General features: G+C 68.1%; 25 protein-coding genes. 1 reads left to right on the forward strand and 24 read right to left on the reverse strand.

Going from position 1 to position 26,710, the window contains the following annotated elements; all coding sequences use genetic code 11:
- Positions 1 to 108: 108 nt before the first annotated feature.
- From mutM to IV501_RS01045, 12 genes are all read right to left on the reverse strand, one after another.
- Complete coding sequence (mutM, locus tag IV501_RS00990; RefSeq protein WP_200554551.1) at positions 109 to 1,044, reverse strand: bifunctional DNA-formamidopyrimidine glycosylase/DNA-(apurinic or apyrimidinic site) lyase; 936 nt, start codon at positions 1,042 to 1,044, stop codon at positions 109 to 111.
- Positions 1,045 to 1,070: 26 nt separating this feature from the next.
- Positions 1,071 to 1,769 carry a ribonuclease III gene (rnc, locus tag IV501_RS00995; protein WP_200554552.1) on the reverse strand — a complete coding sequence of 233 codons (699 nt, stop codon included), beginning with the start codon at positions 1,767 to 1,769 and terminating at the stop codon, positions 1,071 to 1,073.
- A gap of 28 nt (positions 1,770 to 1,797) precedes the next feature.
- On the reverse strand, positions 1,798 to 2,001 hold the full coding sequence (rpmF, locus tag IV501_RS01000) for a 50S ribosomal protein L32 (RefSeq protein WP_200554553.1): 204 nt from the start codon (positions 1,999 to 2,001) through the stop codon (positions 1,798 to 1,800).
- Between the two features lie 54 nt (positions 2,002 to 2,055).
- Positions 2,056 to 2,712 (reverse strand): YceD family protein, encoded by a 657-nt coding sequence (locus IV501_RS01005; RefSeq protein ID WP_200554554.1) that lies wholly within the window; start codon positions 2,710 to 2,712, stop codon positions 2,056 to 2,058.
- Positions 2,709 to 4,055, reverse strand: a complete 1,347-nt coding sequence (locus IV501_RS01010; protein ID WP_200554555.1) for an aspartate aminotransferase family protein — start codon at positions 4,053 to 4,055, stop codon at positions 2,709 to 2,711. The genes IV501_RS01005 and IV501_RS01010 overlap by 4 nt, the downstream gene beginning before the upstream one ends.
- Before the next feature lie 75 nt (positions 4,056 to 4,130).
- Positions 4,131 to 5,279, reverse strand: a complete 1,149-nt coding sequence (locus IV501_RS01015) for an ABC transporter substrate-binding protein (protein WP_200554556.1) — start codon at positions 5,277 to 5,279, stop codon at positions 4,131 to 4,133.
- 96 nt (positions 5,280 to 5,375) lie between these two features.
- On the reverse strand, positions 5,376 to 6,158 hold the full coding sequence (locus IV501_RS01020; RefSeq protein ID WP_200554557.1) for an ABC transporter permease: 783 nt from the start codon (positions 6,156 to 6,158) through the stop codon (positions 5,376 to 5,378).
- The gene (locus tag IV501_RS01025; RefSeq protein ID WP_200554558.1) at positions 6,155 to 6,976 is read right to left on the reverse strand and encodes an ABC transporter ATP-binding protein; all 822 of its coding nucleotides are present in this window, start codon (positions 6,974 to 6,976) and stop codon (positions 6,155 to 6,157) included. The genes IV501_RS01020 and IV501_RS01025 overlap by 4 nt, the downstream gene beginning before the upstream one ends.
- Entirely contained in the window at positions 6,973 to 7,872 is a 900-nt protein-coding gene (locus tag IV501_RS01030) for an ABC transporter permease (protein WP_200554559.1), read from the reverse strand. Before IV501_RS01030 ends, IV501_RS01025 begins: the two co-directional genes overlap by 4 nt.
- Positions 7,869 to 8,900 (reverse strand): TIGR03842 family LLM class F420-dependent oxidoreductase, encoded by a 1,032-nt coding sequence (locus IV501_RS01035; protein WP_200554560.1) that lies wholly within the window; start codon positions 8,898 to 8,900, stop codon positions 7,869 to 7,871. The genes IV501_RS01030 and IV501_RS01035 overlap by 4 nt, the downstream gene beginning before the upstream one ends.
- Before the next feature lie 119 nt (positions 8,901 to 9,019).
- Positions 9,020 to 10,462, reverse strand: coding sequence for a dihydropyrimidinase (gene hydA / locus IV501_RS01040; RefSeq protein WP_200554561.1), 1,443 nt, complete (start codon positions 10,460 to 10,462; stop codon positions 9,020 to 9,022).
- 18 nt (positions 10,463 to 10,480) lie between these two features.
- Positions 10,481 to 11,329 (reverse strand): nitrilase-related carbon-nitrogen hydrolase, encoded by an 849-nt coding sequence (locus IV501_RS01045; protein WP_200554562.1) that lies wholly within the window; start codon positions 11,327 to 11,329, stop codon positions 10,481 to 10,483.
- 90 nt (positions 11,330 to 11,419) lie between these two features.
- Between IV501_RS01045 and IV501_RS01050 the strand changes: the two genes are divergently transcribed.
- On the forward strand, positions 11,420 to 12,751 hold the full coding sequence (locus tag IV501_RS01050; protein ID WP_200554563.1) for an aminotransferase class I/II-fold pyridoxal phosphate-dependent enzyme: 1,332 nt from the start codon (positions 11,420 to 11,422) through the stop codon (positions 12,749 to 12,751).
- Here the strand turns inward: IV501_RS01050 and IV501_RS01055 are convergent.
- The 12 genes from IV501_RS01055 to IV501_RS01110 form a co-directional block, all read right to left on the reverse strand.
- Positions 12,748 to 14,001, reverse strand: a complete 1,254-nt coding sequence (locus IV501_RS01055; protein ID WP_200554564.1) for an MFS transporter — start codon at positions 13,999 to 14,001, stop codon at positions 12,748 to 12,750. The two genes, IV501_RS01050 and IV501_RS01055, sit on opposite strands and share 4 nt — an antisense overlap.
- Positions 13,998 to 14,609, reverse strand: a complete 612-nt coding sequence (locus tag IV501_RS01060; RefSeq protein WP_200554565.1) for a winged helix-turn-helix domain-containing protein — start codon at positions 14,607 to 14,609, stop codon at positions 13,998 to 14,000. The genes IV501_RS01055 and IV501_RS01060 overlap by 4 nt, the downstream gene beginning before the upstream one ends.
- Before the next feature lie 33 nt (positions 14,610 to 14,642).
- Entirely contained in the window at positions 14,643 to 16,934 is a 2,292-nt protein-coding gene (locus IV501_RS01065) for a transglutaminase TgpA family protein (RefSeq protein ID WP_200554566.1), read from the reverse strand.
- Positions 16,921 to 18,201 carry a DUF58 domain-containing protein gene (locus tag IV501_RS01070; protein ID WP_200554567.1) on the reverse strand — a complete coding sequence of 427 codons (1,281 nt, stop codon included), beginning with the start codon at positions 18,199 to 18,201 and terminating at the stop codon, positions 16,921 to 16,923. Before IV501_RS01070 ends, IV501_RS01065 begins: the two co-directional genes overlap by 14 nt.
- A gap of 8 nt (positions 18,202 to 18,209) precedes the next feature.
- Positions 18,210 to 19,211: an AAA family ATPase gene (locus IV501_RS01075; protein ID WP_234698084.1), complete on the reverse strand. Its 1,002-nt coding sequence runs from the start codon at positions 19,209 to 19,211 to the stop codon at positions 18,210 to 18,212.
- 183 nt (positions 19,212 to 19,394) lie between these two features.
- Positions 19,395 to 20,414, reverse strand: coding sequence for an LLM class flavin-dependent oxidoreductase (locus tag IV501_RS01080; RefSeq protein ID WP_307812120.1), 1,020 nt, complete (start codon positions 20,412 to 20,414; stop codon positions 19,395 to 19,397).
- A gap of 30 nt (positions 20,415 to 20,444) precedes the next feature.
- A complete protein-coding gene (locus IV501_RS01085; protein ID WP_200554569.1) occupies positions 20,445 to 20,792 on the reverse strand; it encodes a TIGR04076 family protein in 348 nt (115 codons plus the stop codon).
- A complete protein-coding gene (locus IV501_RS01090) occupies positions 20,785 to 22,011 on the reverse strand; it encodes an amidohydrolase family protein (RefSeq protein ID WP_200554570.1) in 1,227 nt (408 codons plus the stop codon). The genes IV501_RS01085 and IV501_RS01090 overlap by 8 nt, the downstream gene beginning before the upstream one ends.
- Positions 22,005 to 23,648 (reverse strand): DUF885 family protein, encoded by a 1,644-nt coding sequence (locus IV501_RS01095; protein ID WP_200554571.1) that lies wholly within the window; start codon positions 23,646 to 23,648, stop codon positions 22,005 to 22,007. The genes IV501_RS01090 and IV501_RS01095 overlap by 7 nt, the downstream gene beginning before the upstream one ends.
- Positions 23,645 to 24,646, reverse strand: a complete 1,002-nt coding sequence (locus tag IV501_RS01100) for an LLM class flavin-dependent oxidoreductase (protein WP_200554572.1) — start codon at positions 24,644 to 24,646, stop codon at positions 23,645 to 23,647. The genes IV501_RS01095 and IV501_RS01100 overlap by 4 nt, the downstream gene beginning before the upstream one ends.
- Positions 24,643 to 25,704, reverse strand: a complete 1,062-nt coding sequence (locus IV501_RS01105) for an ABC transporter ATP-binding protein (protein WP_200554573.1) — start codon at positions 25,702 to 25,704, stop codon at positions 24,643 to 24,645. The genes IV501_RS01100 and IV501_RS01105 overlap by 4 nt, the downstream gene beginning before the upstream one ends.
- A gap of 2 nt (positions 25,705 to 25,706) precedes the next feature.
- The gene (locus IV501_RS01110; RefSeq protein WP_200554574.1) at positions 25,707 to 26,708 is read right to left on the reverse strand and encodes an ABC transporter ATP-binding protein; all 1,002 of its coding nucleotides are present in this window, start codon (positions 26,706 to 26,708) and stop codon (positions 25,707 to 25,709) included.
- Between the last annotated feature and the right edge of the window lie 2 nt (positions 26,709 to 26,710).

Genomic DNA, 26,710 nt, shown 5'->3' on the forward strand with positions numbered 1-26,710 from the left:
GTGAGGCAGGAAGGACGGATGTTCTCCCCTCCCGCATCAGCCGCCACTTTCGCCACACGACCTCCTGAATTACGGGACTGGGCGGGGCGTGACGCCGGGAGCGGGGCGTCAGGTGGTGCGGAGGCGCTGGCAGAACGGGCAGTAGTGGCTGCCGCGGTTCATGAACTGGTCACGCACGATCGGGCGACCGCAGCGCGGGCAGGCCTCGCCGTGCTGCCCATAGGCGTTCAGCGAATGCGAGAAGTAGCCGCTCGCCCCGTTGACGTTCACGTATTGCGCGTCGAAGCTAGTGCCGCCCTCGGCGAGAGCCTTGCGCAGCACGATCCGCACCTCGGCCAGCAGGGTCTTCGCCCGCGCCCGGCTGAGCGTGTTCGTCGGCTGGTCATAGTGGATCCGCGATGCCCAGAGTGATTCGTCGGCGTAGATATTGCCGATCCCGCTGATCAGGTTCTGGTCGAGCAGCGCCCGCTTGATGCCGGTCTTGCGCTTCGCGAGGGCGGCGAAGAACCTGCCGTCGTCGAAGGCCGGGTCCAGCGGGTCGCGCGCGATGTGGGCCACCTGCGACGGGATCAGCGCGAGCTCCGACCCGAGACCGGCGGCACGGCCGTCATCCGTTGGCACGAGCCTGTCGATCGCCATCGAGCCGAAGATGCGCTGATCCACGAAATCAAGGCGGATGAGTTCGGCACGCAGATCGCGGTGGCCACTGTCTGGGCTCGGGGTGACCAGCCCCAGACGGATGCGCAGGAGGGAATCATCCGGCTGATCCAGCGAGCGCAACAGCACCTGGCCGCTCATGCCGAGGTGCACGACGAGGGCTTCGGGTTCGTCGACGCTGCCCGACAGCGGCAGCCAGAGGAACTTGCCGCGGCGCACCGCCGCCTCGATGGAGCGTCCCTCGAGGCGCTCGATGAAGTCTTCGCTCGGGCCTTCGTGGCGCCGAAGCGACCGCGACTCGAAGACCGAAACGGATGCGATCCGCGCACCCACCACGGCCGGCTCGAGGCCTGCGCGAACGACCTCGACCTCCGGCAGTTCGGGCATTTACAGCTCTGGCTCGAGGGGTCGAACTAGACGGTCGCGGAGGAGAGGGTGGTCCAGGCCTCGAGGGCCGCCGCCATCTCCGCCTGCTTCTTGCTGGTGCCGTCGCCCTCGGCGATGTTCTCGCCGCCGAGCGACACAATGGCGTGAAAACGCTTCGAGTGGTCGGGGCCGCTGTCGCTGACCTCGTAGCGCGGGAGCCCCTTGCCCTGGCGGGAGGCGAGCTCTTGCAGGCTGGTCTTCGGATCCATCGCTGCGCCGAAGCGCTCCGGGTCTTGGAGCAATGGGGCGATGAGTCGCAGCACCAGGTCGGTGGCGGCGTCGCCGCCGGCATCGAGGTACGCGGCACCGATGATCGCCTCGACCGTGTCGGCGAGGATCGAGGACTTGTCACGCCCGCCCGTCAACTCCTCCCCGCGACCGAGACGCAGGTGGCGGCCGAGGTCGATGGTGCGCGCTACTTCGGCAAGCGCGACGGACGACACCAGGGAGGCGCGACGCTTGGCGAGGTCGCCCTCGTCGAGATTCGGGTTGTTGCGGTAGAGCATCACCGTAACGGCCTGGCCGAGAATGGAGTCGCCGAGAAACTCGAGGCGCTCGTTGTGGCCGGTGCCGCCGTTCTCGTACGAGTACGAGCGGTGGGTAAGCGCGAGTTCGAGGAGTTCCGGGCTGATCGCTACAGCCAGGAACTCCTCGAGTTCACCCCGCGCGGCACTGGTGCCGGGCATGAATGTATTCGCTGGTGAGGCGGGCGTCTTAGACGTCTGCGACCTTGCGGCCCTTGTACTCCATGTACAGGGGCTGGCCGGTCGAGTCCTCGACGACCTTCGCGCGGTGGGGAAGGCTGTAGACGGTCTTGCCGCCTTCGACGGTCTTCACCAGGGTGGGAGGGGTGGCCTTCCACTGGGCGCGACGAGCACGGGTGCTGGCGCGCGACATCTTGCGCTTCGGAACTGCCATGGCTTTTCTCTCTCTCTCGCGGCGCCGCTGCGGGCGGCACCGTTCACTTCATTACTAAGACTGGGGCTGGTCTGTCGTGTCTTCGAGGCCGGCCAGATTGCCCAGGGCCGCCCACCGTGGATCGATGGCGTCCTCGTGCTTGTGGCCCGGGTTGTCGAGGAGTCGCACCCCACACTGCGGGCACAGACCGAGGCAATCGTCTTGACAGACCGGTTGGAACGGGAGTGACAGCACCACCGCATCCCTGATTACGGGTTCGAGGTCAATAGTGTCCTCGTGAACCTCGTACTCGAAAGCTTCGTCTTGAGAATACGCGAAAAGCTCCTGGAATTCGACCTGAAGCGGTTCTTCGACCTCGATGAGGCATCGAACGCACTCACCGGCGGCCGTTCCGTCGACCTCGGCAGAGACCAGGATGCCGTCATGCAGGGACTCCATGCGGAGGTTGATGTGCAGGTGCGCGCCCTCCTTCACACCGATGACGGCGTTGCCGAAGGACTCCGGCACGGTGACGTCGAGGGTGCGTTCGCGCATCTCGCCTGGGCGGTGCATGAGGTCATGGACTTCGACGGTGTACGGGGTTTTGATCACGTGAGGCACCCGACGAGTGTACGCGGGTGCCGCGGGGTCACGGCCGGTGCGGCGTGCGCCCTGGGCGAACCGCTTGTCGGTTTCGATACGCGAACGCGCCAGAGCGCGTGCGCTACTCATCCGGCGTTGGTCTCGACCGCGGTGAACGCCTCGTCGTAGATGGCGAGGGCACGCGCGACCTCGTCGGCGGTGATCACGCACGGTGGCACGACGTGGATGCGGTTGTCCGCCGAGAACGGAAGCAGTCCGCGCTGCAGCAGCTCCGTCTTGAGCGCGGCGATCACGGCGGGCGACACCGGTGCCCTGGTGGCGCCGTCATCCACCAGGTCGAGCGCCCAGAACACGCCGAGCCCACGCACCTCGCCGATCATGGGGTGCTTGGCCGCGAGCGCGGCGAGGCCCGGGCCGAGGACATCCGTTCCGATGGTCTTCGCGTTCTCGACGATGCCCTCCGCCTCCATTGCGTCGAGCGCGCCGACGATCGATGCCATGGCGAGCGGATGTCCGGAGTAGGTGAGTCCGCCGGGGAACACCGCATCCTCGAAGGCGTTGGCGATCGACTCGGAGATGATCACCCCGCCGGCCGGCACGTAGCCGGAGTTGACGCCCTTGGCGAAGGTGATGAGGTCCGGCGTCCAATCGCCCTCCTGCGCCGCGAAGCCCTGCCAGGCAAACCACTCCCCCGTGCGCCCGAAGCCCGACATGACCTCGTCGATGATCATGCGGATGTCGTACTTGTCACAGAGGGCTCGCACGCCGGCGAGGTACCCCGGCGGCGGCACCAGCACGCCGGCGGTTCCAGGAACTCCCTCGATCAGGATGGCCGCGATGGTCGACTGCCCTTCCGACAGGATGACGCGTTCCAGGTGGTGCAGCGCGCGCTCTCCCTCCTGCTCCACCGAGTCAGACCAGAACTCGGAGCGGTAGGCGAAGGGTCCGAAGAAGTGAACGTGTCCGCGGGCGAACTCGTTCGGCATCCGTCGCCAGTCGCCCGTGGCGACGATGGCAGCGCCGGTGTTGCCGTGGTACGAGCGGTACTGCGAGAGCACCTTGTCTTTGCCGGTCGTGAGCCGCGCCATCCGGATCGCGTTCTCGTTCGCGTCCGCGCCGCCGTTGGTGAAGAAGACCTTGTTGAACGGCTCGCCTGCCCGATCGAGGATGCGCTGGGCCGCCTTGCCCCTGGCGAGATTGGCGTTGGCCGGGGCGACCATGGTGAGCAGCTCGGCCTGTTCCGTGATGGCCCGGATGACCGCGGGGTGCTGGTGCCCGATGTTCATGTTCACCAGCTGGCTGGAGAAGTCGAGATACTCCGTGCCGTCGTAATCCCACACCGTGCTGCCGAGGGCTTTCGCAATGCTGAACGGCTTCAATGCCCCCTGCGCCGACCAGGAGTGGAAGACATGAGCTCGATCGAGCTCGAGGGTGAGTTCGGCGTCGCTGAGGGTGGTCGTGGTGTCGGTCATTTCGGTCTTCTTTCGGAGTCTTTCGATGGTGCTGGGCGGAGGCCGGTCGCCCGACCTCCGCACCGGTGATGGTGACTACTTGCCGCCCTCTGTGAGCTCGACTGTCAGGGGCGTGAAGGAGGTTCCCTTCACATCCACCCCCTCGGCTTCGAGCTCTGTGAGCGCCTTCTTCACATAGGTGTTGCTGTAGGCCGTCGACGGCGGGGCCTTCGTGATGATCGTCGAGCCGGTGTTGTCTTTCGTGCCCTCGGCGATCTTCGCGGTGCGATCCCACGATGACTTCTGGATGACGCCCAGCCCGTCGGTGGACGGCCAGAGCAGCTTGTTCACCTCGTTGGTCATCCAGAGCTGGTGGCTCGTCCCTAGCGTCGAGCCTGCTGCCGTCACGATGTCGGCCGCCTTCTGTGCGTTGTCGCGCGCGTAGACCCAGCCCTTGATCGAGGCCTTGATGAACTTCACGGTCTCGTCCTGGAACGCCTTGTCCTTCAGCTTGTCGGCGTCGGCCCAGATCGCATCCTGCAGCATCGCGGTGCCCTCTTTCTCCCAGTTGATGACGTTGAGGTCATCCGGCTGGTAGAGCTTGCCGGTCGCCGGGTTGACCGTCTCGAGCACCTGCGCGTACTCGTTGTAGGTCATGGCCTGCGCGGCGTCGATGTCCCCGGCGAGAAAGCCCTTCATGTCGAAGGCCTGCTGCACCAGGCTGATGCCGGTGTCAGTGTTGATGCCGGCCTTCTGCATGCCGGCGAACAGCTCCCACTGGTTGCCGAAGCCCCAGCTGCCGACCTTCTCGCCCTTCAGGTCGGCTGCGGTGGTGATGCCTTTGTTCTTGAACGAGATCTGCGTGGTTCCGCTGCGCTCGAAGATCTGGGCGACATCGGTGACGTTGACGCCCTGCTCTATCGACCCGAGCACCTTCGGAACCCAGGAGATGGCGTAGTCGGCATCGCCGTCAGCGACCGATTTGATCGGAACGGTGTCCGTTCCGGCCTCCTTGATCTTCACGTCGAGGCCCTCGTCTTTGTAGTAACCCTGTTCGACCGCGGCGTAGTACCCGGCGAACTGGGCCTGGGCCACCCACTGCAGTTGCAGGGTGACGGGAGTGAGCTTGCCGTCCGTCGAATTCGATGAACCACTGTCGCTCGAGCTGCTGCAGCCGCTCAGGACGAGGGCGGTCGCCGATGCGATAGCCGCCGTGCCGAGCACGATTCGTGTGCTGTGTCTCATTGGTGCTTCCTCCTTGGTACGTGTCTGTGGTGCGGGCCAGGGTGGTGCAGTGGTGATGTGGTGCAGTGGTGCAGCCGGTCGAGGGGCGACCGGACATCAGGACGGAGCGGGGCTGTGCCGCGTTGCCAGCTTCTCCAGTGCGAGGGTGACGAGGTAGAAGGCGAGTCCGAGCAGGATCGCACCGAGCACGAAGGCGTAGGCGAGCGTGTAGTTGCTGTAGGCGGCCGCGCTGGTGATCGAGCTGGCGAGGCCGTCGACCGGGCCACCGAAGTATTCGGCGATCAGCGCCGAGATCACAGCGAGCGAGGATGCCACGCGCAGCCCGGTGAAGATGTAGGGCAATGCTCCCGGCACGGTGACCGTGCGAGTGCGCTGCCAGGGCGAGGCTGCGTAGGCCCGCATGAGGTCTTGCAGAACCGGCCGAACCTGGCGCAGCCCGCGAAGGGTGTTGAAGTAGACCGGGATGAACACGGCGAGCGCCGCGACCAGCTGCCGGGCCGTCTCGGCTCCCGCGCCGAACATCGTGTACAGCACGGGGGCGAGCGCGACGATCGGCACCACCGACAGGGCCGTGACCACGGCGGCGGAGAGCTGATCGAGCACGCGAACGAGGGCGGAGAGGATGGCGCCGACGATGCCGATGATTCCCCCGACCACCAACCCGATCAGGGCGTTGAGTCCGGTGATGCGAGTGCCGGTCCAGACCGTGCCGACCGACTGCCCGAACCGGTCGGCGATGCTCAGCGGGCTCGGCAGCACGTACGGCTTGATGCCGAAGCCGACCACGATCAGCTGCCAGAGCAGCAGGGCGAGGATGCCGAGAATCAGCGGGGCGAGGATGGTGCGCGTTCTCGAGCCCCGCACCGTACCGGCTCTCATCGGGTCTCGACCCCGCGCGCTGCACTGGCGGCCTCGGCGACCGGGCTGCCATGCAGGGCCTCGCGCACCGCGCTGACGGCGGCGAAGAAGCTGGAGGCCTCACGAAGGTCGTCGGCACGTTCCCCCGCGGAGCCGAGCGCGACATCCACGATCTGACGGATGCGGCCGGGGCGCGGCGACATCACCACCACCCGGTCGGAGAGGAACACCGCCTCGGGGATCGAGTGGGTGACGAACACGACGGCGGCCCCGGTCTCGCCGCAGATGCGCACGAGTTCGGCCTGCATCCGTTCGCGGGTCATCTCGTCGAGCGCACCGAAGGGCTCGTCCATCAGCAGCAGTTCGGGGCTCTCGGCGAGCGATCGGGCGATCGCGACGCGCTGTTGCATGCCGCCGGAGAGCTGGTCCGGGTAGCGGTCGGCCACGTCGCTCAGACCGACCAGGGCGAGCAACTCCGCTGCCCGCGACTGCCGGGCGGGCTTTCCGACCTTGTGCAACTCGAGCGGCAGCTCGATGTTGCCGGCGACCGTGCGCCACGGCAAGAGCCCCGCCTGCTGGAAGGCGATTCCGTAGTCCTGGTCGATGCGCGCCGCGCGGGCCGTCTTGCCGAACACCCGGATGTCGCCGGAGGTCGGCTGGTCGAGGTCGGCGATCAGTCGCAGGAGCGTCGACTTGCCACATCCGCTCGGACCGATCAGCGAGACGAACTCGCCCGGAGCAACCGCGAGGTCGATTCCGTCGAGGGCGACCGTCTCGGCGCCCTTGGCCAGCCGGAAGATCTTGGACACTCCCGTTACGTGGACTGCGGCCGTGGTCATGCCGGCACCTCTCCCCTGCGATAGCGCTTCAGGGCGAGCCCGAGAAGTGCAATGAAAGCGGCAGCGATCAGCCCGATGGCGACCGCGCCGAAGATGGGTGCCCACGGCTTTCCCGGGTCGCCGCTGGACGCGGAGGCGTACTCGACCATCATTCGGCCGACCCCGCCCTTGAGACCGATGGAAACCTCCGCCACCACGGCACCGATCACGGCGTTGGCCGCAGCCAGGCGCAGCGCCGGCAACAGATAGGGCACGCTGGCGGGCAACCGCAGGCGGATGAGGGTCGTCCACCAGCCGACCGCGTAGGTGCGCATCAATTCGACGTGCGCTCGGTCCGGGGACCCCAGCCCGCGAAGGGCACCGATAGACACCGGGAAGAAGGCGAGGTAGGAGGCGATGACGGCAACCGTCATCCACTCCTGCCAGCGTGCATCGCCGAAGCGGATCTGGTTGCCGATGCCGGCGACGAGCGGCGCGAGAGCGATGAGGGGCACCGTCTGGCTCAGCACGATCCAGGGCAGCAGTGCCGCCTCGGCGGTACGAAGGCGCTGCATGAGCATGGCGAGTAGCAGCCCGACGACGACCCCGACCACCCAGCCGACCGCCGCGATGCCGAGCGTGAAGGCGGATGCCTGCAGCACCGCGACCCACAAAACCGGGGAGCCGGATGTCGCGGTCACCGGTTCTCCGAGCCGCGTGAACATCGTGATGAGGTGCGGCATCGCGAGATCGCTGGTGCGCGGAAGCACCGTCACCCCGCCGACCACCACGCCCGTCGCAGGGCCGACCGATTTGTACAGCTCCCAGAGCACCCCGAGCAGCACGACGCCGATGGCGCCGAGCAGCACCCCGGTCGCACCACTGCGCCGGGCACGGATCGTGGCTCTGTCAGTCACGACCGCGCCACCACGCGGTCGCGCATTGCGGGGATCACGGTCTCGCCGTAGACGCGGAGGGTCTCCTCCTTGTTGTCGTGCTGCAGGTAGGCGGCGAACTGGTCGACGCCGAGCTCTTTCAGCGCGGTCAGCTTCTCGATGTGCTGCTGGGCGGTGCCGAGGAGGCAGAACCGGTCGACGATCTCGTCGGGCACGAAGCTCGCGTGGGTGTTGCCGGCCCGACCGTGTTCGTTGTAGTCGTAGCCCTCCCGGCCCTTGATGTACTCCGTCAGCGCCTTCGGCACCGTGGAGTTCTCGCCATACTTGGCGACGATGTCCGCGACGTGATTGCCCACCATGCCACCGAACCAACGGTTCTGGTCGCGCATGTGGGCCCAGTCCTCGTCCGTGCCCGACGCCGAGACGTAGGCGGGGGCCGCGACGCAGAACGTGATCGACATCGGGTCGCGGCCGGCCTTCTCGGCAGCGCTTCGCACGGTCGCGATCATCCACTCGGCGACGTCGAGGTCGGCCATCTGCAGGATGAAGCCGTCCCCAACCTCGCCGGTGAGCTTGAGCGCGAGCGGGCCGTATGCGGCCACCCACACTTCGAGCTCGGAGCCGACGCTCCACGGAAACTGCAGCGTCGCACCGTTGTACTCGACCGACCGCGAGTTCGCCAGCTCACGGATGACGTGGATGGCCTCGCGCAGCGTCTTCAGCGTGGTGGGCGCGCCGTTCGTCACGCGCACCGCCGAGTCCCCCCGCCCGATGCCGCAGATGGTGCGATTGCCGTACATCTCGTTCAGGGTCGCGTAGGTGGAGGCGGTGACCGTCCAGTCGCGGGTGGCCGGGTTGGTGACCATCGGACCGACCTTGATCTTGTGTGTCTCGGCCAGGATCTGGCTGTAGATCACGTACGGCTCCTGCCAGAGCAGGTGAGAGTCGAAGGTCCAGGCGTAGTCGAAGCCGAATTGCTCGGCAAGCTTTGCGAGGTACACCGTGCGCGAGGCGGGCGGGTTGGTCTGGAGCACTGCGCCGAATTCCATGGGGTCCCGTTCAGTTACTCGCTGGTTGAGTAAGCCCCGACGGAGAAGGAGCCGTATCGAAACTGGGTTTCGATACGCGTGCTCCTTCGTCGCGCGCTACTCAACCAGCGTTGGTGTGGTCAGATCAGATACTGCGAGAGGCCGCGGGAGATGTACTTGCCGTCGCCCTTCGTTCCGAGGTACTGGCCTCCGTCGACGACGACCTTGCCGCGGGAGATCACCGTGTCGACGTGGCCGTCGATCTCGAAGCCCTCCCAGGCCGAGTAGTCCATGTTCATGTGGTGACTGCGGCCCTCACCGATGCCGATGGAGGTGTGCCCGTTCGGGTCGTAGATCACCACGTCGCCGTCGGCACCGGGCTGGATGACGCCCTTCTTGCCGTACATCCCGAACATGCGGGCCGGCGTGGTCGAGGTGAGCTCCACCCAGCGCGGCAGCGAGATATGCCCGTCGACGACACCCTGATACATGAGGTCCATGCGGTGCTCGACCGAGCCGATGCCGTTCGGGATCTTCGAGAAGTCCCCGATTCCCATGTCCTTCTGTCCCTTCATACAGAACGGACAGTGGTCGGTGGAGACCATCTGGATGTCGTTGGTGCGCAGCGACTGCCACATGTGGTGCTGGTGACCCTCCGCCCGCGATCGCAACGGCGTCGAGCACACCCACTTCGCGCCCTCGAAGTCGCCCCACTGCTCGCTCACCGCTCCCAGCTGCTCCTCGAGCGACAGGTAGAGGTACTGCGGGCAGGTCTCGCCGAACACGTTTTGGCCGTTGTCGCGAGCGATCGAGATCTGGTCGACCGCCTGCTTGGCGCTGACGTGCACCACGTACAGCGGCGCCCCCGTGAGGTTCGCGATCATGATCGCGCGGTGGGTCGCCTCCTCCTCCGCCTGCCACGGCCGTGAGGTGCCGTGGAAGTAGGGGGAGGTGTTTCCGGCCTCGAGCGCCTGCTTCACCAGAACGTCGATCATGGCGCCGTTCTCGGCGTGCATCATCATCAGCGCACCGTTCGATGCGCCCTTCTGGAACGCGCGCAGGATCTGGCCGTCATCGCTGAGGAAGACGCCCTTGTACGCCATGAACAGCTTGAAACTGGTGACGCCCTCGTCGATCAACTCGTCCATCGCCACCAGGGACGAGTCTTGAACGTCGCTGAGGATCTGGTGGAAGCCGTAGTCGATGGCGCAGTTACCGGCGGCCTTCTCGTGCCAGGCCTGGTAGCGGTCGATCACGTTCTCGTTCGGGTACTGCACCACGAAATCCACGATGCTCGTCGTGCCGCCCCAGGCCGCGGCCCGGGTGCCGGTCTCGAAGGTGTCGGAGGCGAAGGTGCCGCCGAACGGCATCTCCATGTGGGTGTGCCCATCGATTCCGCCCGGGATGACGTACTTGCCCGCCGCATCGATCACGGTGTCAACGTTGGCTTCGAGGTCGAAGCCGAGCAGGGTCGATCCCGGGGCGAGCACGGCGGCGATGGTCTCGCCGTCGATCAGCACGTCTGCCAGGCCGGTTCCGGTTGCGTTGACGACCAGGCCGTTCGTGATCAGGGTCTTAGCCATGTGGCACTCCTTCGCGGTCTACGGCTTCGGGATGCTGGTGTACGACTCCGGGCGACGGTCGCGGTAGAACTGCCAGTTGTCGCGCACCTGCCGCACCATGTCCATTTCGAGGTCGCGGATGACTACCTCCTCGACCTCGCCGCTGCCATAGCCGCCGATGATGTTGCCCTGCGGATCGACGAACTGGCTGTTGCCATAGAAGGTGACCGCCAGATCGCCGTACTCGTTGTCTTCGGTTCCGACCCGGTTCGCGGCCGCCACGAAGTAGCCGTTGGCGCCGGCCGCCGCGGGCTGCTCGATCTCCCAGAGCCGATTCGACAGACCCGGCTTGGTCGCGTTGGGGTTGAAGACGATCTGCGCACCGTTCAGGCCGAGCTCACGCCAGCCTTCCGGGAAGTGCCGGTCGTAGCAGATGTAGACGCCGATCGGGCCGACCGCGGTCTGGAAGACGGGGTAGCCGAGGTTGCCCGGGCGAAAGTAGAACTTCTCCCAGAACTTGTCGAGGTGCGGGATGTGGTGCTTGCGGTACTTGCCGAGGATGGTGCCGTCGGCATCCACCACCACGGCCGTGTTGTAGTAGACGCCGGGCATGTCCTCTTCGTAGATCGGGAGGACCATCACCATGCCGAGTTCTTTGGCGAGGCCTGCGAAGCGCTGCACGATCGGGCCGTCGGCCGCTTCGGCGTACGCGTAGTACTTGGCATCCTGAGTGATGCCGAAGTACGGACCGTAGAACAACTCCTGGAAGCAGATCACCTGGGCGCCGGCCGCGGCCGCATCCCTCGCGAACTGTTCGTGCTTGGCGATCATCGATTCTTTATCGCCCGTCCACGTGGTCTGGGTGATCGCTGCGCGTACGACAGTCATCCGTGCCTCCATTGGTCCTTTTTGTTATTCTGCTCCGTAAACATTTCTTTTACGTTTCTGCGACGTAAAAAAGTTCAGGTCTGGGGCGCCATGAGAGCGATCACCGATTCGGTCGAAGAGACGACACCGCACGGAATCGCCGCCGCCGTCGCTCGGCTGATCACCTCGGGGGAACTCGCTCCAGGCGACCGATTGCCGACCGTGCGGGAGCTGGCCGCCGAGCTCAGCGTGAGCCCGGCCACCGTCAGCCACGCCTGGCAGGCCCTCTCCGGGGTCGGGCTCATCGTCTCGCGCGGGCGCAGCGGCAGTTTCGTGCGGGCGGCACCGAGGCGCTGGCTGCCACCTCGCTACCAAGGGCTCGCGGGGCAGCTGGAGGCCACGCGGCTCGACCTCTCCACCGGCACGCCCGACCCGCTGCTGCTGCCGGCGCTCGGTCCCGCCTTCTCCCGAATCGCCCTCCGCGCCGATACCCCGAGCTACCTCGACCAGCCGGTGATCCCCGAGCTCGAGGCGGTGCTGCGCGCGGCCTGGCCGGCGCCGGTCGACGCGCTCACCGTGGTGGACGGCGCACTCGACGCGATATCCCGCGCAATGGATCTCGTGGTGCGGTTCGGCGACCGCGTCGTGGTCGAAGACCCCGGCTTCCCCCCCATCTTCGACCTGGTCGACCACGTCGGAGCCGTGCGCGTGCCGGTCGGTGCGGACGAGGAGGGCATGCGCCCCGAGTTGCTCGAGCGGGCACTGACCCTGCGGCCGAGCGTGATCCTGCTGCAACCGCGGGCGCAGAACCCCACGGGACGCTCGCTCAGCCGGGGCCGCGCAGAACAGCTGGCCCAGGTCATCCGTCGCAGTCGGCACGCCAGCGGCGCGATCGTGATCGAGGACGACCACTCCGCCGGGATCTCCGCGGTCGCCGACGTGAGCCTGGCGCAGTGGCTTCCGCAGCAGGTGCTGCATATCCGGAGCTTCTCGAAGTCGCACGGGCCCGACCTGCGCATCGCGGCCATCGGAGGGCCTGCCGAGCTCATCGAGCCGATCGTGTCGCGGCGGCTGCTCGGGCCCGGCTGGACCTCGCGCATGCTGCAGGCGATGCTGCACGACCTGCTCACCGATCCGGCGTCGATCGCCGAGGTGGCGGATGCCCGGCGCATCTATGCGGCTCGGCAGCGTGACCTCTCCGCGGCCCTTGCCGCCCACGGCGTTTCGCTCGCCGCGGCAGACGGCATCAACACCTGGCTCCCGGTGGCCGACGAGCGCGCGGCCATCGTCCAGCTCGCGGCGGCGGGCCTCCGGGTCGCGGCGGGAACGCCGTTTCAAGCGGATGCGGGGGCGTCGGCATCCTTCGTGAGGGTGACGGTCGGCGCACTCCGCGAGGACGTCGACTGGGTGGCCGCCCAGCTCGCCGCGGCCGCGAGCGCCTAGCTCATAGGCAGTCGCTCGGCGCGGCGCTCCCGCAACAGAACAAGCGCCAGCACGCCGCACAACAGGTAGAGCAGCGCCTGCGCATCGAGGATCGGCAGCACCCCGAACCGATCGGCGAGCGCCCCGGCGAGCAGCAGCCCGATGCCCTGAGCCGCCAGCATCGCCGTCTGCATGATGGACGTCACCCGGCCGAGCGCGGCGGCCGGAGCCGTGGCCTGCGCGAGCGACAGCTCCGCGGCTCCCGCCACGACCGCCGGGATGCCGATGGCGATGAAGAACCCCACGTAGACGGCGGTGGCCGAACTCACCGGGGCGAAGTTCCAGATCAGCAGCGCTGCCACGCCGAAGACGACGTTGCCCCACCCGATCAACGGCCGCGGCTCGAGCTTGCGCGCCAGAACACCGAGCACGAGCCCGCCGAGCACGCCACCGATCGCCTGAACCCCGCGGAACAGTCCGACCTCGGTGTCCGTGGCGTGCAATACGTCGACCACGAACACGACGAACAACACCAGAAAGATGCCCTGCCCGATCGCGCCGATCGACTGGATGACGAGCAACCCGCCGAGCGGACGTGACCGTCTCACCACCCGCCAGCCTTCGCTAAATTGCCGCAGCACCCCGCCGGGCGAGCCGGGCGACCGGGACAACGCAGGCGCGTGACAGACGAGGATGAGCGCGGCGCTCACGAGGTAGGTCGCACTGTCGATCAGCACGACACCGCCGAGGCCCATCGTGGCGAACACCAGTCCGCCGAGCGGCGAGCCGATCAGCCGCGACAGGTTGTCGCCGACCGACACCAGACCGTTCGCGCGAGTGAGCTGATCCCGCGGGACGATGCCGGGAAGAAAGGACTGTCGAGCCGGCAGGAAGACCGCCCCGAGACCGGCCTCGAGCGCCGCGATGAGGTAGACGACCCAGAGCCGGTCGTGCAGGGCGTCGGGGTCGACAGCGGCCCACAGCAGAGGAAGCAGAGCGGCTCCCTGCGCCAGATTAATCAGCACCATGGTGGGCCGGCGGTCAAAGCGATCGACCAGAACCCCCAGGAAGGGACCCAGCGTAAGCGCCGGAACCAGCTCAGCGAGGAACACGGTCGATGCGCCCAACGCCGAGCCGGTGATGCCGAAGACGTAGAGCGGCAGCGCGATCATCAGCAGCCAGTCGCCGGTGTCGGAGAGGAATCCCGCGGTCAGTGTCAGACGAAAATCACGGATGGCCAGCGGTGACCGCGTCGACGCAAGCGCCGTCACAGCGCACCGTCCGGGTGCGGGAAGGCGTCGAAGGCGAGGTGGACGACAGCGGCGTCGGCGGGAGCGTCGACGCGTGTCATGGCGATGTACGGACGGATGAGCGCATCCACCGCACCCCGCAGCGCCGCGAGTTCCTCGGCCGTCGCCCGCAGCCCGTAGTTCGACAGGCCGCTGGACTCCTGCCACTCCGTCGGCAGCGCGCCGAACCCGGCGATGTAGCGGCGGGCGAGGGCCGCGTCGTCGTCGATGGTGCGCTCGGCGAGGGTCGCGGCGAGCGAGCGTGCGGCCAGGTCATCCTGATCCCCCTCCAGACCGTGCCCGAGGTCGCCGAGATCGAGACCGGTGGCGACGCTGCGCCACGGGCGCTCGCGGGAATCCGTCGACTCGGCCTGCTCGACCAGGCCGAAGCGCGCGAGGGAGCGCAGGTGGTAGCTGCAGTTGGAGCCGGTCGACCCGAGTGCCTCGGCGCACTCGGTCGCGGTGCTCTGCCCGAAGGTCATCAGGTGATTGAGGATGCCCAGGCGCAAGGGGTGGGCGAGCGCCCGGAGCGCGCGGACATCCGTGACCGCCACCCGGTTTTCGGGGCGCGCGTCATTTGTGAAAGACATGTTTCACATATTAGCGTCCGGCGCGCACCCCGGTCAGTCGCGCAGGCCGACTGCCCCGCGCATCCGTGACCATACCGACGGCGGGAAGAGCACGGCGAGGGTTCGGGTACGCCCGGGAACCCCGCGCCGAAGCACGGCGATCACCGCCCGCATGTCGTCGACGGCGCCGCCATCGGCGACAGGGAACTCGGAGAATCGCTCGCGCTCGAGGGCCGCGACCAGCCGCTCGACGGCGTCTCCTCCCCCGAGCTCCGCCGCCGCCTCTCTGGGCGTCATGGTCTCTGAGATCGGTCGGCGGAGGTCCTCAGCGCTCTGTAGCACCTCCAGCCAGGCCACGAGCACGGGCGCACGCCCGAGCGCCAGATCGCGGGCGCGACGACGGCGTTCCCGCTGACGGATGACCGCGGGCGCGAGCAGGAGCACGAGCAGAAGCAGCACCACCAGGGCGATCCACCACGGCACATCCGCCGACTCCGCGGCCGCCGCGCTGCCGTCGGCCCGGGCCGACGCAGACGGTTCGGGCGCGGCGGTCGGCGCGACGGAGGCCGATGCCGATGCCGAACTGGTCGGCGTCGGGTTGTCGCTCGCCGAGGGGATCGGCACGTCGGGGGTCGAGAGGTCCGCGTAACTCGGCAGATCACCGCGACTCACGGTGGGCTCGAAGCGGGTCCAGCCGATCCCTTCGAAGTACAGCTCGGGCCAGGCATGCAGGTCGTGCGAGTCGACCTGGAAGGTGCTCCGACCGTTGACGTCGGCGATCTGGGTGCCGGGCAGGAACCCGACGGAGATGCGTGCAGGGATTCCGAGCACCCGCGCCATCACCGCCATCGCCGACGCAAAGTGGATGCAATACCCGGCCTTCTCGGTGAGGAAACGGGCAACGACTCCGGCGCCGGTGCCGTCGTAGCCATCGGCGACCGGTGCGGTCTCCGAGTATTCGAAGTCGCCGTCATGGAAAAACGCTTGCAGCAGCAGCGCCTTCTCATAGTTGGTCGGGGCGGTGCCCACCACCTCGCGGGCGGTGTCGGTGACCAGCGACGGGAGGTTGGCCGGCACCGCGAGATACTGCTCAAGGCCGGCCGGAACGGTGGTACCCGCCGCAAGCAACTGCTCCGGCGTCGGCTGCACCTCGAGATCGGAGACCTGATACTGCTGCCCCGTCACCGAGCGATTGGGGCTCGAGACTGCGCGCCCCTCGCTGTCCCAGAACCAGTCCCCCTGCAGCCCGGTGACCTTGGTCGCCGGATACGGCATCGGCAGCCATTCACTGGTCAATGACTCGATGGTGACGGATGTCGTGTCCCGTTTGCGCGGAACGTCCTGCCGGAGACCGGGGGCAGTATCGATCGCGTCGACCGAGTTCCTGCGGTCGAGGCGGAAGTCATCCGGCTCCCAGTTGACGCCGCGGAAATTCCCGACGCTCACCAACCGCAGGTAGTGGGCGTTGCCCGAACTGGTGGAGTAGGTGAGCACGTCGCGCGCCGAGCTGCGCCGTAGGTCATCTCCGAGCGACAGCACCGGGTTGACGCCGGTGCCGAACCCGGCTGACTGGCTCGTGGTGGAGTCGTCGATCTGCGGCAGCACGGCAGGGACAACCAGAGCAAGCACCACGGCGACCGCTCCCATCGCGAGGCTCAGTCGCCCCTGGCGTCTCGGCCCGCCCACCCGCAAGAGCAGCAGGTACAGCACGGTGGCGATGACGAAGACGATCGGGTCGGTCGCGCCGGGTTCGACGACACTCGGGACGGCCAGCAGCACGATGACCGGCACGCCGGCGAGCGCCGGTGCCCTCAGCAGGATGGCGAGCACGTCGGCGGCGAGCGCGATCCCCGCCACCGCGAAACAGAGCAGGAACGTGATGCCGGCGTCGGCGACCGCCGGCAGGGACTGGCCCGCGATCGAGAGATTCGCCTGACTCACCAGAGCCGAGAATGCGCCAAAGGTATCGGGCGTCGGGATGGCGGCGAGGATCGCCGTGGGCTGGGCGAAGAAGGCCGTCATCGCGCCGAGAAATACCGCCGCGGCTATCACCGGCGGCAGCCAGAGCGCACGCGAGAAGGTACGAACGAGCGCAGACACACCGAGGACGAGCAGAGCGACGAGCGACAGTTGGAACGCCCAGGCCGCCCCAGAGAGGATCACGTGCAGGCCCGAGATGACGACAATCAGCAGCGCGAGCAGCAGCAGGCTGACCTGCCAGTCGGAGGATGCCTTCCGGCCGTTCCACCGCGCCCGCTGGCGGTCGGCGCCCAGCGCTCGCCGCGGGTCGGCCGTCGTGGCGCCGGCGCCCCCTGCCCCGGGCGTGAGGAGGTCAACCCTGGGCACGCGCGGCCTCCAGCTCCGAGCTCAGGGAGAGCCAGGCATCCGCCGCGCTGTCGTCGGGATGCACGGCGACGCACACCCAGCCGGCGTTCTGGAGTGGTTCGGTCAGAGTGGAGGTCCATGGGTCGACCAGAAAGGCGACGGCGAGGTCGAATGACGAGCGCTGGTGCCGCAGCTGATCGACGATCGCGGTATCGGTTGCCGAGAGGATCGCGAACACCGAGCCCTGCGACCGACCCGCCCTGGCCGACTGGGGCACGAGGGAGAAGTTCTCCGCCTGCCGGGCCGACAGCTGGATCGCCGCGAGCGAACGCAGATAGCCGTCGATCTCCTCCACGTCTCTCAGCTGCCGAGCCCCTGTCTCGTTCACCTGCACGACGAAGCCACGTTCGGCCAGGTACACGCTGAGCGAGGCGCAGAACTCGATCGCCCACTCGAAGCTCTCGCTCTCGACCTCGTCGACCGTGCTCAGTCCGCGAGCATCGCGATAGCCGTGCCGCAGGGTCTCGAGCACGATGTGGGCCTCCGCGTGGCTGCGCTGCTCCTCCTGCCGCACCATCAGCTCGCCGTGGTGGGCCGAGGCGCGCCAATGGACGCGACGCATCGGGTCGCCGTCACGGTACTCGCGGGTCATCAGATCGTCTTCGCCACCCCACGATCTGCGCTGGCGCATGCGGGTGGCGCCGTCATCGGCGGCGATCGTCACCGCGCCCTCCGGCAATTCCTCGATGCGTGGGGTGACGGTCAGCTCCCCGGTGCCCTCCGCCACCACGGCACCAGCAACCAGCCCGAACGGGTCCGCGAAGTCAATAATGACGGGACCGACCTCGAACAGTCCGCGCCGGTCCGGTCGCAGCGCGTAGCCGAGACGCACCGCGCTGCCGCGCGAGGTGTGACGGATGCCGCGGGCCTCCAGCATCCCGAGTTCGAGCGGCACCGTCACGAAGGGTCGCCACGGCCAGGTATCGCGCCAGTGCGCCGAGGGACTCCGGTAATTCGAGAGGTTGGCGATCTCGAGCTCCACGGTGGTGATGCCACCCGCCTCGATCAACGGCGGGGTGAAGGTGCGATCGACGCGGTAGGCGAGGGGGCGGAACTGCACGTAGATCCAGGCAGAGAGACACAGCGCGAGGGCGAGCAAGGCCAGCACCAGCAGCTCGCGGTTCTGGAGCCCGTAGGCGATCGTCACCCCGAGCACGCCGGCCGCGCCGGTCACCCAGCCGCGCACCGTCGGCCGCGCTATCCGTCGCTTGGTCTTTCGCGCCGCCATGTCGTGGTTCAGGCCGGGCCGACAGCACCGAGCGGCACGGCGGTCGTCGCGACGATTCTGCGCACCGCCTCGCTCGCGGCGGCGACGCTGGCGGCTCCCCCGCTCGATGACAGTCGATTGGCCGGGATGAGGCGGTGGGCGAGCACGGACACGGCCAGGGCGTCGATGTCGTCGGGCAGCACGAACTCGCGTCCGTCGAGAGCGGCGCGGGCCTTGGCGGCGCGCACCAGGTGCAGCGTGGCACGCGGACTCGCACCAACACGCAGGTCGGGGTCGGAGCGGGTGGCCTGCACGATGGTCACCGCATACTGTTCGACCGGCGACGAGACGAAGACCTCGCGCACGGTGGCGATCATGGCGATCAGCTCCATGGTGCTCACGACAGGTTGCACGTCGTCGAGGGGGCTGGAGTTCTCTCTCGTGTGCAGCATGGCGAGTTCGGCAGCGGCATCCGGATATCCCATCGAGATGCGGGCCATGAACCGGTCACGCTGCGCCTCGGGGAGCGGGTACGTACCCTCCATCTCGACCGGATTCTGGGTGGCGATGACGGTGAACGGAGCGGCGAGGGCGCTGGTCTCGCCATCGACGGTGACCTGCCCCTCCTCCATGCTCTCGAGGAGTGCCGACTGGGTCTTCGGGCTGGCCCGGTTGATCTCGTCGCCGATCACGATGTTGGCGAACACGGGTCCGGGCTTGAACTCGAACTCGCGGCTCACCTGGTTGTAGATCGAGACGCCGGTGATGTCGGAGGGCAGCAGGTCCGGCGTGAACTGGATGCGGTTCACCGTGCAGTCGACCGTCTTGGCCAGGGTGCGCGCCAGCATCGTCTTACCGACGCCAGGAACATCCTCGATCAGCAGGTGCCCTTCGGCGAGTAATACGGTGAGGGCCATCTCCACGGCGTCGCGCTTGCCATCGATGACGGTCTCGATGCTCTCCAGAATGCGCGTACTCGTCCGGTGGAATTCCACACTCGACAGGATCCGCACCGCAGAATCGTTCGCCATTGACCTGACCTCCAGAAAGCCGTTCGTCGCCATCTCACCATACGGCGGGCCGCCTGGTCTCCTGTTTCTACACGATGCCGGTGGCCGGTTCGTTCACCCGGGGTATTTTCTCAGCGCGTGTCGACGAATGTTCACTGTTGCGCTGGGCCGTTCGTCATCCAGGAGGTGGCGGGGATGCCCGGCTCAGGTGCGCACGCGGGCGCGGCGCAATTGCGGCACGACGGCACGGCCGAGCAGGGCGATGCCCTCGAGCTCGTCGGGGCCGTGCGGGGTGCCGAACTCGACGCGGCTGGCGCCGGCATCGATGAGGAGCTGAGCCTGGCCGGCGACGTCGTCCGGGTCGCCGCTGAAGGCGAACAGGTCGAGAACGTCGCCGGGGATCGCTCGGCCGGCCCCCGCAGCGTCGCCCGACCGGAGACGAGCAGCGACGAGCTCGAGCAGCCCCTCCGGCAGCTCGACGGTCGGATCGAAGGCGGCGATCGCGTCGAGGTACAGGGCGACCTCGCGACGGGCGAGGGCGCGGGCCTCCGTGCGGCTGCGGGAGACGACGGTGACCGCTCCCGCGATGACGCCGACGGTGCCGCGGGGCCGGCCCGCGGCATCCTCTCCGACGGCGACCCTGCTGCGGGTAAGACGAACCATTGCCGGGTTGGCGGTTCCACCGACCTTGATCTCGTCGGCGATGCGGCCAGCCAGAGCTGCACCACGCGGACCCCAACTGCCGATCATCAGCGGCACCGTCTGCGGCGGGACGCTCGGGTCGAGACGCGTGCCGGGTTCGAGGGTGAAAACCGATCCGAGATACCCCACGCCGTCGCCCGAGAGCAACGCCTTGATGAACCCCGCTGCCTGCTCCAGGTGCGCGAGTGGCCGCGGCTGCTCCAGGCCGATCTGGGTTAGCCAGGTTCCCTTGACCAGTCCGAGGTAAGCGCGACCGGGTGCTCGGGCAGCGAGGGCCGCGTACTGTCCGGCGATCTCGTACGGATGCATGGTGAACGGGTTATAGCCCGCCACGCCGAGCCGCACGCGGGACGTAACCGCAGCCATCTCTAGCAACGCGGGAAGCGGCGGCTGAAACAGCAGGTCGGAGAACACCGAGACCACATCGAGACCGACCTCTTCGGCCAGCGCGGCGACCCGTGCATACCTGCCCGGTGCCTTGTCGGATTGAACGCCGATACCCATCTCGACGTCAGAACTCACGTCAGGTCGCCGCTCACGTCAGGTCGCCGCTCACGTCAGGTCGTCCGTGGCCAGGTCGACCCTGCCGATGCGATCAATGCGCATGATCAACCGTTCCTCCGGATCGGGGCAGGCGACGAGGGTGTCCCGCTCGAGCCAGTCACCCGCGGGCAGGTCGCGCTGCTTGGCCGGGATGAGCGGAAGAACCGATTGCAGCGCGTAGATGCAGAAGTGGCGATCATCCGGGATCCGCAGTTCGTTGGAGTTGGTGACCTCGCAGAAGTCCCCGACCCGCATGCCGCAGACCGAGCGCCCTTCGATCGCCTCGACCGTGACACGGATGTCGTGGAGGCTCGTGACTGCCCCCTCGAACTCTGCGCCCTCCCCAGCCTCAGACATCGAGCACCGCGTTTTTGTCGTCCCGCACCAGATCGCCTTCGATCATCACCCAACGGATGCCGCGGAGCGCAGCACTGTCGGCTAGCGGGTCGGAGTCCATAGCGATCAGATCGGCCCGCTTGCCGACCTCGATCGACCCGACCTCCGCATCCGCGCCCAGCCAGGCCGCCGGGTCGATGGTGGCGGCCTTCAGCGCGGCCGCCGGTCCGAGCCCGAAGTCGCTCATGTGCTCGATCTCGCGCACGGAAGCGCTCGTGCCCTCGAAGCGCCAGAACGGCGGCATGTCGCTGCCCATCAAGATCGTGACCCCGGCGTCGAGCGCCATCCGATAGCTCTCGACGTGCTGCGGCCCGGCGCCCAGCGACCGCTGCTGCATCCAGGCCGGCACCCCCAGCTGGTCGAAGAACGCGCTTGCGCGTGTCACGACCAGCGTCGGCACCAGCGCCGTGCCCTGCGCCGCCATCGCGGCGGCGACCTCGGGCGTGAGCTGGTAGCCATGCTCCACACAGTCGAGTCCGAGCTCGACCGCCTGCAGGATGATCGGCGCCGGCCCCGCGTGCGCCGTCACCTTCTTCCCCCACGCGTGGGCCGTCTCCAGCACCGCCTCCAGCTCGTCGGCAGCCAGTTGCGGGGTGGCGATCGCCTCGTGCTCGCCCGCGATACCGCCCGAGATCATCACCTTGATCAGGTCGGCTCCGGCCTTGAGCTGCGAGCGCACGCCGTGACGAAACCCGACCGGCCCGTCGCACTCCAGGGTGTCGGTGCCCTCGAAACCGTGCCCGCCGGTGCAGACCAGCGCCCGCCCGGCCGTGAAGATGCGCGGCCCGATCGTGCGTCCGGCGGCGATCGCGTCGCGCAGGGCGAAGTCGGCGTGATCTTTTTCCGCCACGCAGCGCACGGTCGTCACGCCCTCGAGCAGGGTGCGGCGAGCGCCGTCGGCCATGTACAGCGCGAGCTCATGCGCGGTCATCGCCGAGACGGCGTCGCCGCCCGGTCCCGGCAGCGACAGCGAGAAGTGGGTGTGCATGTTGACGAGGCCGGGAGACAGGTACGCCCCGCCGAGCGAGACGGCCGGGAGATCGCCCCACTGCGTTTCGACCGAGTCCCGCGCTCCCACCGCGGCGATGACGCCGTCGACGATTGCGACCGCAGAATTCGGGCGGATGTCGCCGCTCACCACATCGACGACCGACAGGTCGACCAGCAGCCGGTTCACCACTCCACCACCGTGCTCTCGAACGAATCCAGTTGATCGACCTCCGAGCGGTCGCCCAGCAGCTCCCAGCGCTGCAGCGAGAAGGGCAGATTGCCGTTCTTCCAGACCCAGTCATGGAAGGCGCGGAAGGAAAAGTCGCTCCCGTCCCGCTCGATGGCGTCCGCCAGTATCGCGATCAGCTGCAGTTTGCCGACCTGGTACGACATGGCAAGACCGGGGGTCGCCACATACATGGCGGTCTCCTCCGTTGCCGTTTCGACATCCATCGGCACCCGGCGCACGAAGGTATCCGCACCGGCGGCCAGGTCGAAGACACCGGTGGCAAGGTTCACGTCGACCAGCACCCGGAGCGCCCTCAGGCGCATGAAGTTCTGCACCACCGAGCGCGAATGCGGCGACCCGTCGAACAGCCCGGCCTGCAGCATCGCCTCCTCGTTGTAGAAGGCGATGCCCTCGTTCGCCACCGAGTCGAAGTAGTGCCGGCGCAGTGGGTTCTCGTGCGCCCATGACCGCACCAGCTGCTGATAGTGCGTGCCCTCGTGGATGATCCCGAGCCGAGGATCGCGGGCGTTCGCCGCGTAGAAGTAGGGCAGTTCTGGCCCCGGGTCGGGCGTGTAGGCCACCCCGTCGACACCCGGGCGCTGAACGTCGGTGAGATCGTCGTTCACCGCGAACCACTGCAGCGGACTCAGATACGACGGCGCGGGGTGCACGTGATAGTGCCCGTAACCCTCCTGGCTGAGCAGGTCGCGCTGCTCATAGAAGTCACGGATGCTTTGCTCATCCACCCGCTGCTGCGCGGTCTGCTCCTCCACCGCCGCGAACAACGGGGGCAGCTCCGACCCGCGAGGGCGGCCGATCGACTCCCAGACCACGGCGCGGCGATACTCCTGCTCGGCGGCCGCGGTGAGCTGTTCGGGGTCGTGCGCGATCAGGGCGACGTTGCGCAGGTACCAGAGAAAGCGCTCGCGGCCGACGACGACGGGAGGGCCGAAGGTCGGCAGCGCAGCGGCCAGCCAGTCGCGGTAGCCGGCGAGCGCGGAGCCCGCGGCAGCGGCGGATGACTCGAGTCGGGCGTGCTGCTCGGGCGGGACGACATCCCGCAATCCGTCGACGGATGCCGCCAGCCGCGGCTCGATGCCGTGCAGCATCGAGACGGCCGCGCCAGCAAGATCGGCGACCCCGGTTCCGGTGAGGTTGGCCTGCGCGACGGCGACCTGGGCGGGAACGGCGTCGAGCGCGGCGATCAGGCCAAGCACCCGGCGGTCACCGAACGGCGGTAGCGGAAGGAGGAGGTCGACGTACGGCCCGAGGATCTGGCTGAGCAGGAAGTTGGCGTCGCGCTCCCAGGAGCGCAGCACCTCGATGTCCCACTTCGCGCGGGCGAGGGTGGAGCCGATCAGGCGGTGGTCGACCTGCACCGAAACGGGTTCGGAGATCACGTCGTGGGCGCGCCACGCGGCGGTGAACTCGGCGATCGCGGCGATCCGGTCGGCCATCGAGTCGGCATCGATGCGCGGCAGCCAGAGCGGGTCGTGCGCGATCCGCGGGATGTCGTCGGCCGAGCGGAAGCTGGTCTCCTCGCGCCAGGCCCAGACCCGCGCGCCGAGGTCTGCTACCTGTTCCGAGAGGGTTGTCATACGGTCACTCCAGTCAATCGGGGCAGGACGGTCTCGCCGATCAGCTCGACGGCGGCTACGGGATCCGCGCCGAGCGGGGGTCCGAACGACAGGTGCTCCACCCCGGATTCGATGAGGGACAGGCAGCGGGAAACCACCGCATCCGGGTCGCCGGAAATGCCCAGCCGCAGCATCGCCGGGGTGACCTGATCGGCCGCACCCTCGGGGTCTCCGGCCCGCAGGGACGCGTCGATGCCGGCGAAGTCACCGCGGGAGAGTCCGGCCCGGGTGAGAAGGTAGGGCGAGAAGGCGGATCCGTAATAGGCGAGTTTGTGCGCGAGGGCGCGATCGGCGACCTCCTGATCGTCGTCGACCGAGAGCCAGACGCAGGCGGGAAGATCAAAGTCGGCGAGATCGCGGCCGACCTCGGCTGCGGCGGTCTCGACCTGCTCGCGTACCACCGTGAAGTGCTCCGGCGGGAAGAGCAGGGCGAGCACGCCGTCGGCCTCCTGGGCCGCGAAGGCCACCATCTTCGGGCTCATCGCACCGATCGAGATCGGTGTCGGAACCGGCGGGACGCGCAGATAGGCCTCCTCGGCCCATCCGCTCCCCGTGCCAGGAACGTCGACCGGCCGACCGCCATCCAGCAGGGCCTTGATCGCCCGGAATGCCTCCCGAGTGGTGGTGAGCGGTGTCGGCTGCGAGATGCCGACCCAGCCGAGGAACTCGGCGGCGCCCGCGGCCAGACCTAGGCGGAAGCGTCCGCCGGAGAGCTCCTGCATGGTGGCGGCCATCATCGCGATTTCCGCCGGGTGCACCGTGTACGGGTTCGCGATGCCGATGCCCAGCTCGATGCGCGAGGTCGCTGTGGCCAGCGCCCCGAGCAGCACCGGCGCCGAGCGGATCATCAGATCGTTCGACACCCAGAGCTGATCGAAACCGGCCGACTCCGCGGCGCGCGCCAGATCGAGCAGAGCGGATGACTCGACGTCGTTGTTGAGGCGGAGGCTGACGGTCACGGGCGCCCGACCACGCTGTTCTGATCCACGCTGTTCTGATCCACGCGGTTCCGATCCACGCTGTTCCGAACGACGCTCAGGTCCAGGAGCCGTCGCGCGGGACCGCCCTCCGGCTGCAACCAACACGCAGCCTCCCTGGTCTCCTCGATGTGCACGAGCGCGGGATCGTCGGTGATGCAGCGGTCCATCGCGTACGGGCAGCGCGGGTGGAACCGGCAGCCGGTGGGCGGGTTGGAGGGGTCGGGCACCTCGCCACTCGGGGCGACGGGAGCCGCGGCATCCACCCCCAGCTTTGGGATCGCCTTGATCAGCGCCTCGGAGTACGGGTGCAGCGGGTCGCCCCAGAGCGGCTCGGTCGGCGAGTTCTCGACGATGCGTCCGAGGTACATCACCGCGACCCGGTCGGCCATGTGCCGCACGCCCGAGAGGTCGTGCGAGATGAACAGCAGGCCCATTCTCCGGTCGGCCGCGAGGCTGGTGAGCAGGTTGGTGACCTGCGCCCGGGTGGAGGCGTCGAGCGCGGAGACCGGCTCGTCGGCCACGATGATCGACGGGTTCGGGGCCAGTGCGCGGGCGATCGCGATGCGCTGGCGTTGCCCGCCGGAGAACTCGTGCGGAAAGCGCGAGGCGACGTTCGCCGACAGCCCGACCGAGTCGAGCAGCTCGGCCACCTGCTCGGTCACTGGGCGCGGGTCGGTTGACGCCGCCAGGCCGTCGGCGATCTGCTTGCCGATGCGGCGACGCGGGTTGAGCGAGGAATACGGGTCTTGAAACACCATCTGCAGGCCGCGGTCGCGCACCGGGCGGGCTCCGCGACCGACCGGGGCGACCGGATGTCCCTCGAGCGACACTGTGCCGGAGCTCAGTTTCTGCAGACCAACGATCGCCCGGCCGAGGGTGGACTTTCCGCAGCCAGACTCCCCCACGAGGCCCACGATCTCGCCGGCCTCCACGCTGAGGGAGACGCCGGCGACGGCGTGCACCGTGGCGCGACCGGGCACGTGGTAGTCGACCACGGCATCCTGCACATCGAGCAGGGCTGGATTATCTGCAGCCATCGTCACACTCCTGTCTCGACGAGAAGGGTTACCCGGTCGGCCGGATCGAAGGGATCGACGTGGCAGGCGAGCTCACGCTCCGTGCCGACCGGACGCAGCGCCGGCACGTCAGTGCGACAGGCGTCGACCGCGAACGCGCAGCGCGGGTGGAATGCGCAGCCGCTCGGCCGGTTCTCCGCGGTCGCGGCGTCCCCGGGGATGGCCACCAGCGGCTCACCCAGGTTGTGGGCGTTCGGAAGCGCATCGATCAGGGCGCGGGTGTACGGATGCCGCGGGGCTGCGAGCACATCGCGGGTGACCCCGTGCTCGACCACCCGGCCGCTGTACATCACGTAGAGCGAGTCGGCGGTGACGTTCATGACGCCGAGATCGTGGGTGATGAAGACGACGGCCATGCCGGTGTCGCGCCGGATCTGCTGCAGCAGTTCGAGGATTCCGGCCTGCACGGTCACATCGAGCGCGGTGGTGATCTCGTCGGCGATGAGCAGCCGAGGGTCGCAGGCCAGAGCGCTCGCGATGGCGATGCGCTGCCGCATCCCGCCGGAGAAGTGATGCGGAAAGGCGGACAGCGCGTGCTGGGCGTTCGGGATGCGCACCAGATCGAGCAGCTGCACCGCGCGGTCCTGTGCCGCGCGCTTGCTGATGCTCTGGTGGGCGCGCAGTTGCTCGGTGAGCTGCGTCTCGATCGAGAGCATCGGGTGCAGGGAGGTCATCGGGTCCTGGAACACCATCGCGACGGTCTGTCCACGAACCCCGCGCAGCTGCTTCGGCGACATGGTGAGCACGTCGGTGCCGTCTAGCCGCACCTCGCCGGTGGCGCTGGAGCCGTTCGGCAGGAAGCCGAGGGCCGAGAGCGCGGTCACGGTCTTACCGCTTCCGCTCTCGCCGGCCAGCCCGACGAACTCACCCTCGTTCACGCGCAGCGAGACGCCATCTACCAGCACGCGGGGCGCGCCATCCGTGGGGAGGGAGATGCGCAGGTCATCGATTTCGAGAAGGCTCATGG

Source organism: Lacisediminihabitans changchengi (genome assembly GCF_016634425.1).
GTDB lineage: Bacteria > Actinomycetota > Actinomycetes > Actinomycetales > Microbacteriaceae > Lacisediminihabitans > Lacisediminihabitans changchengi.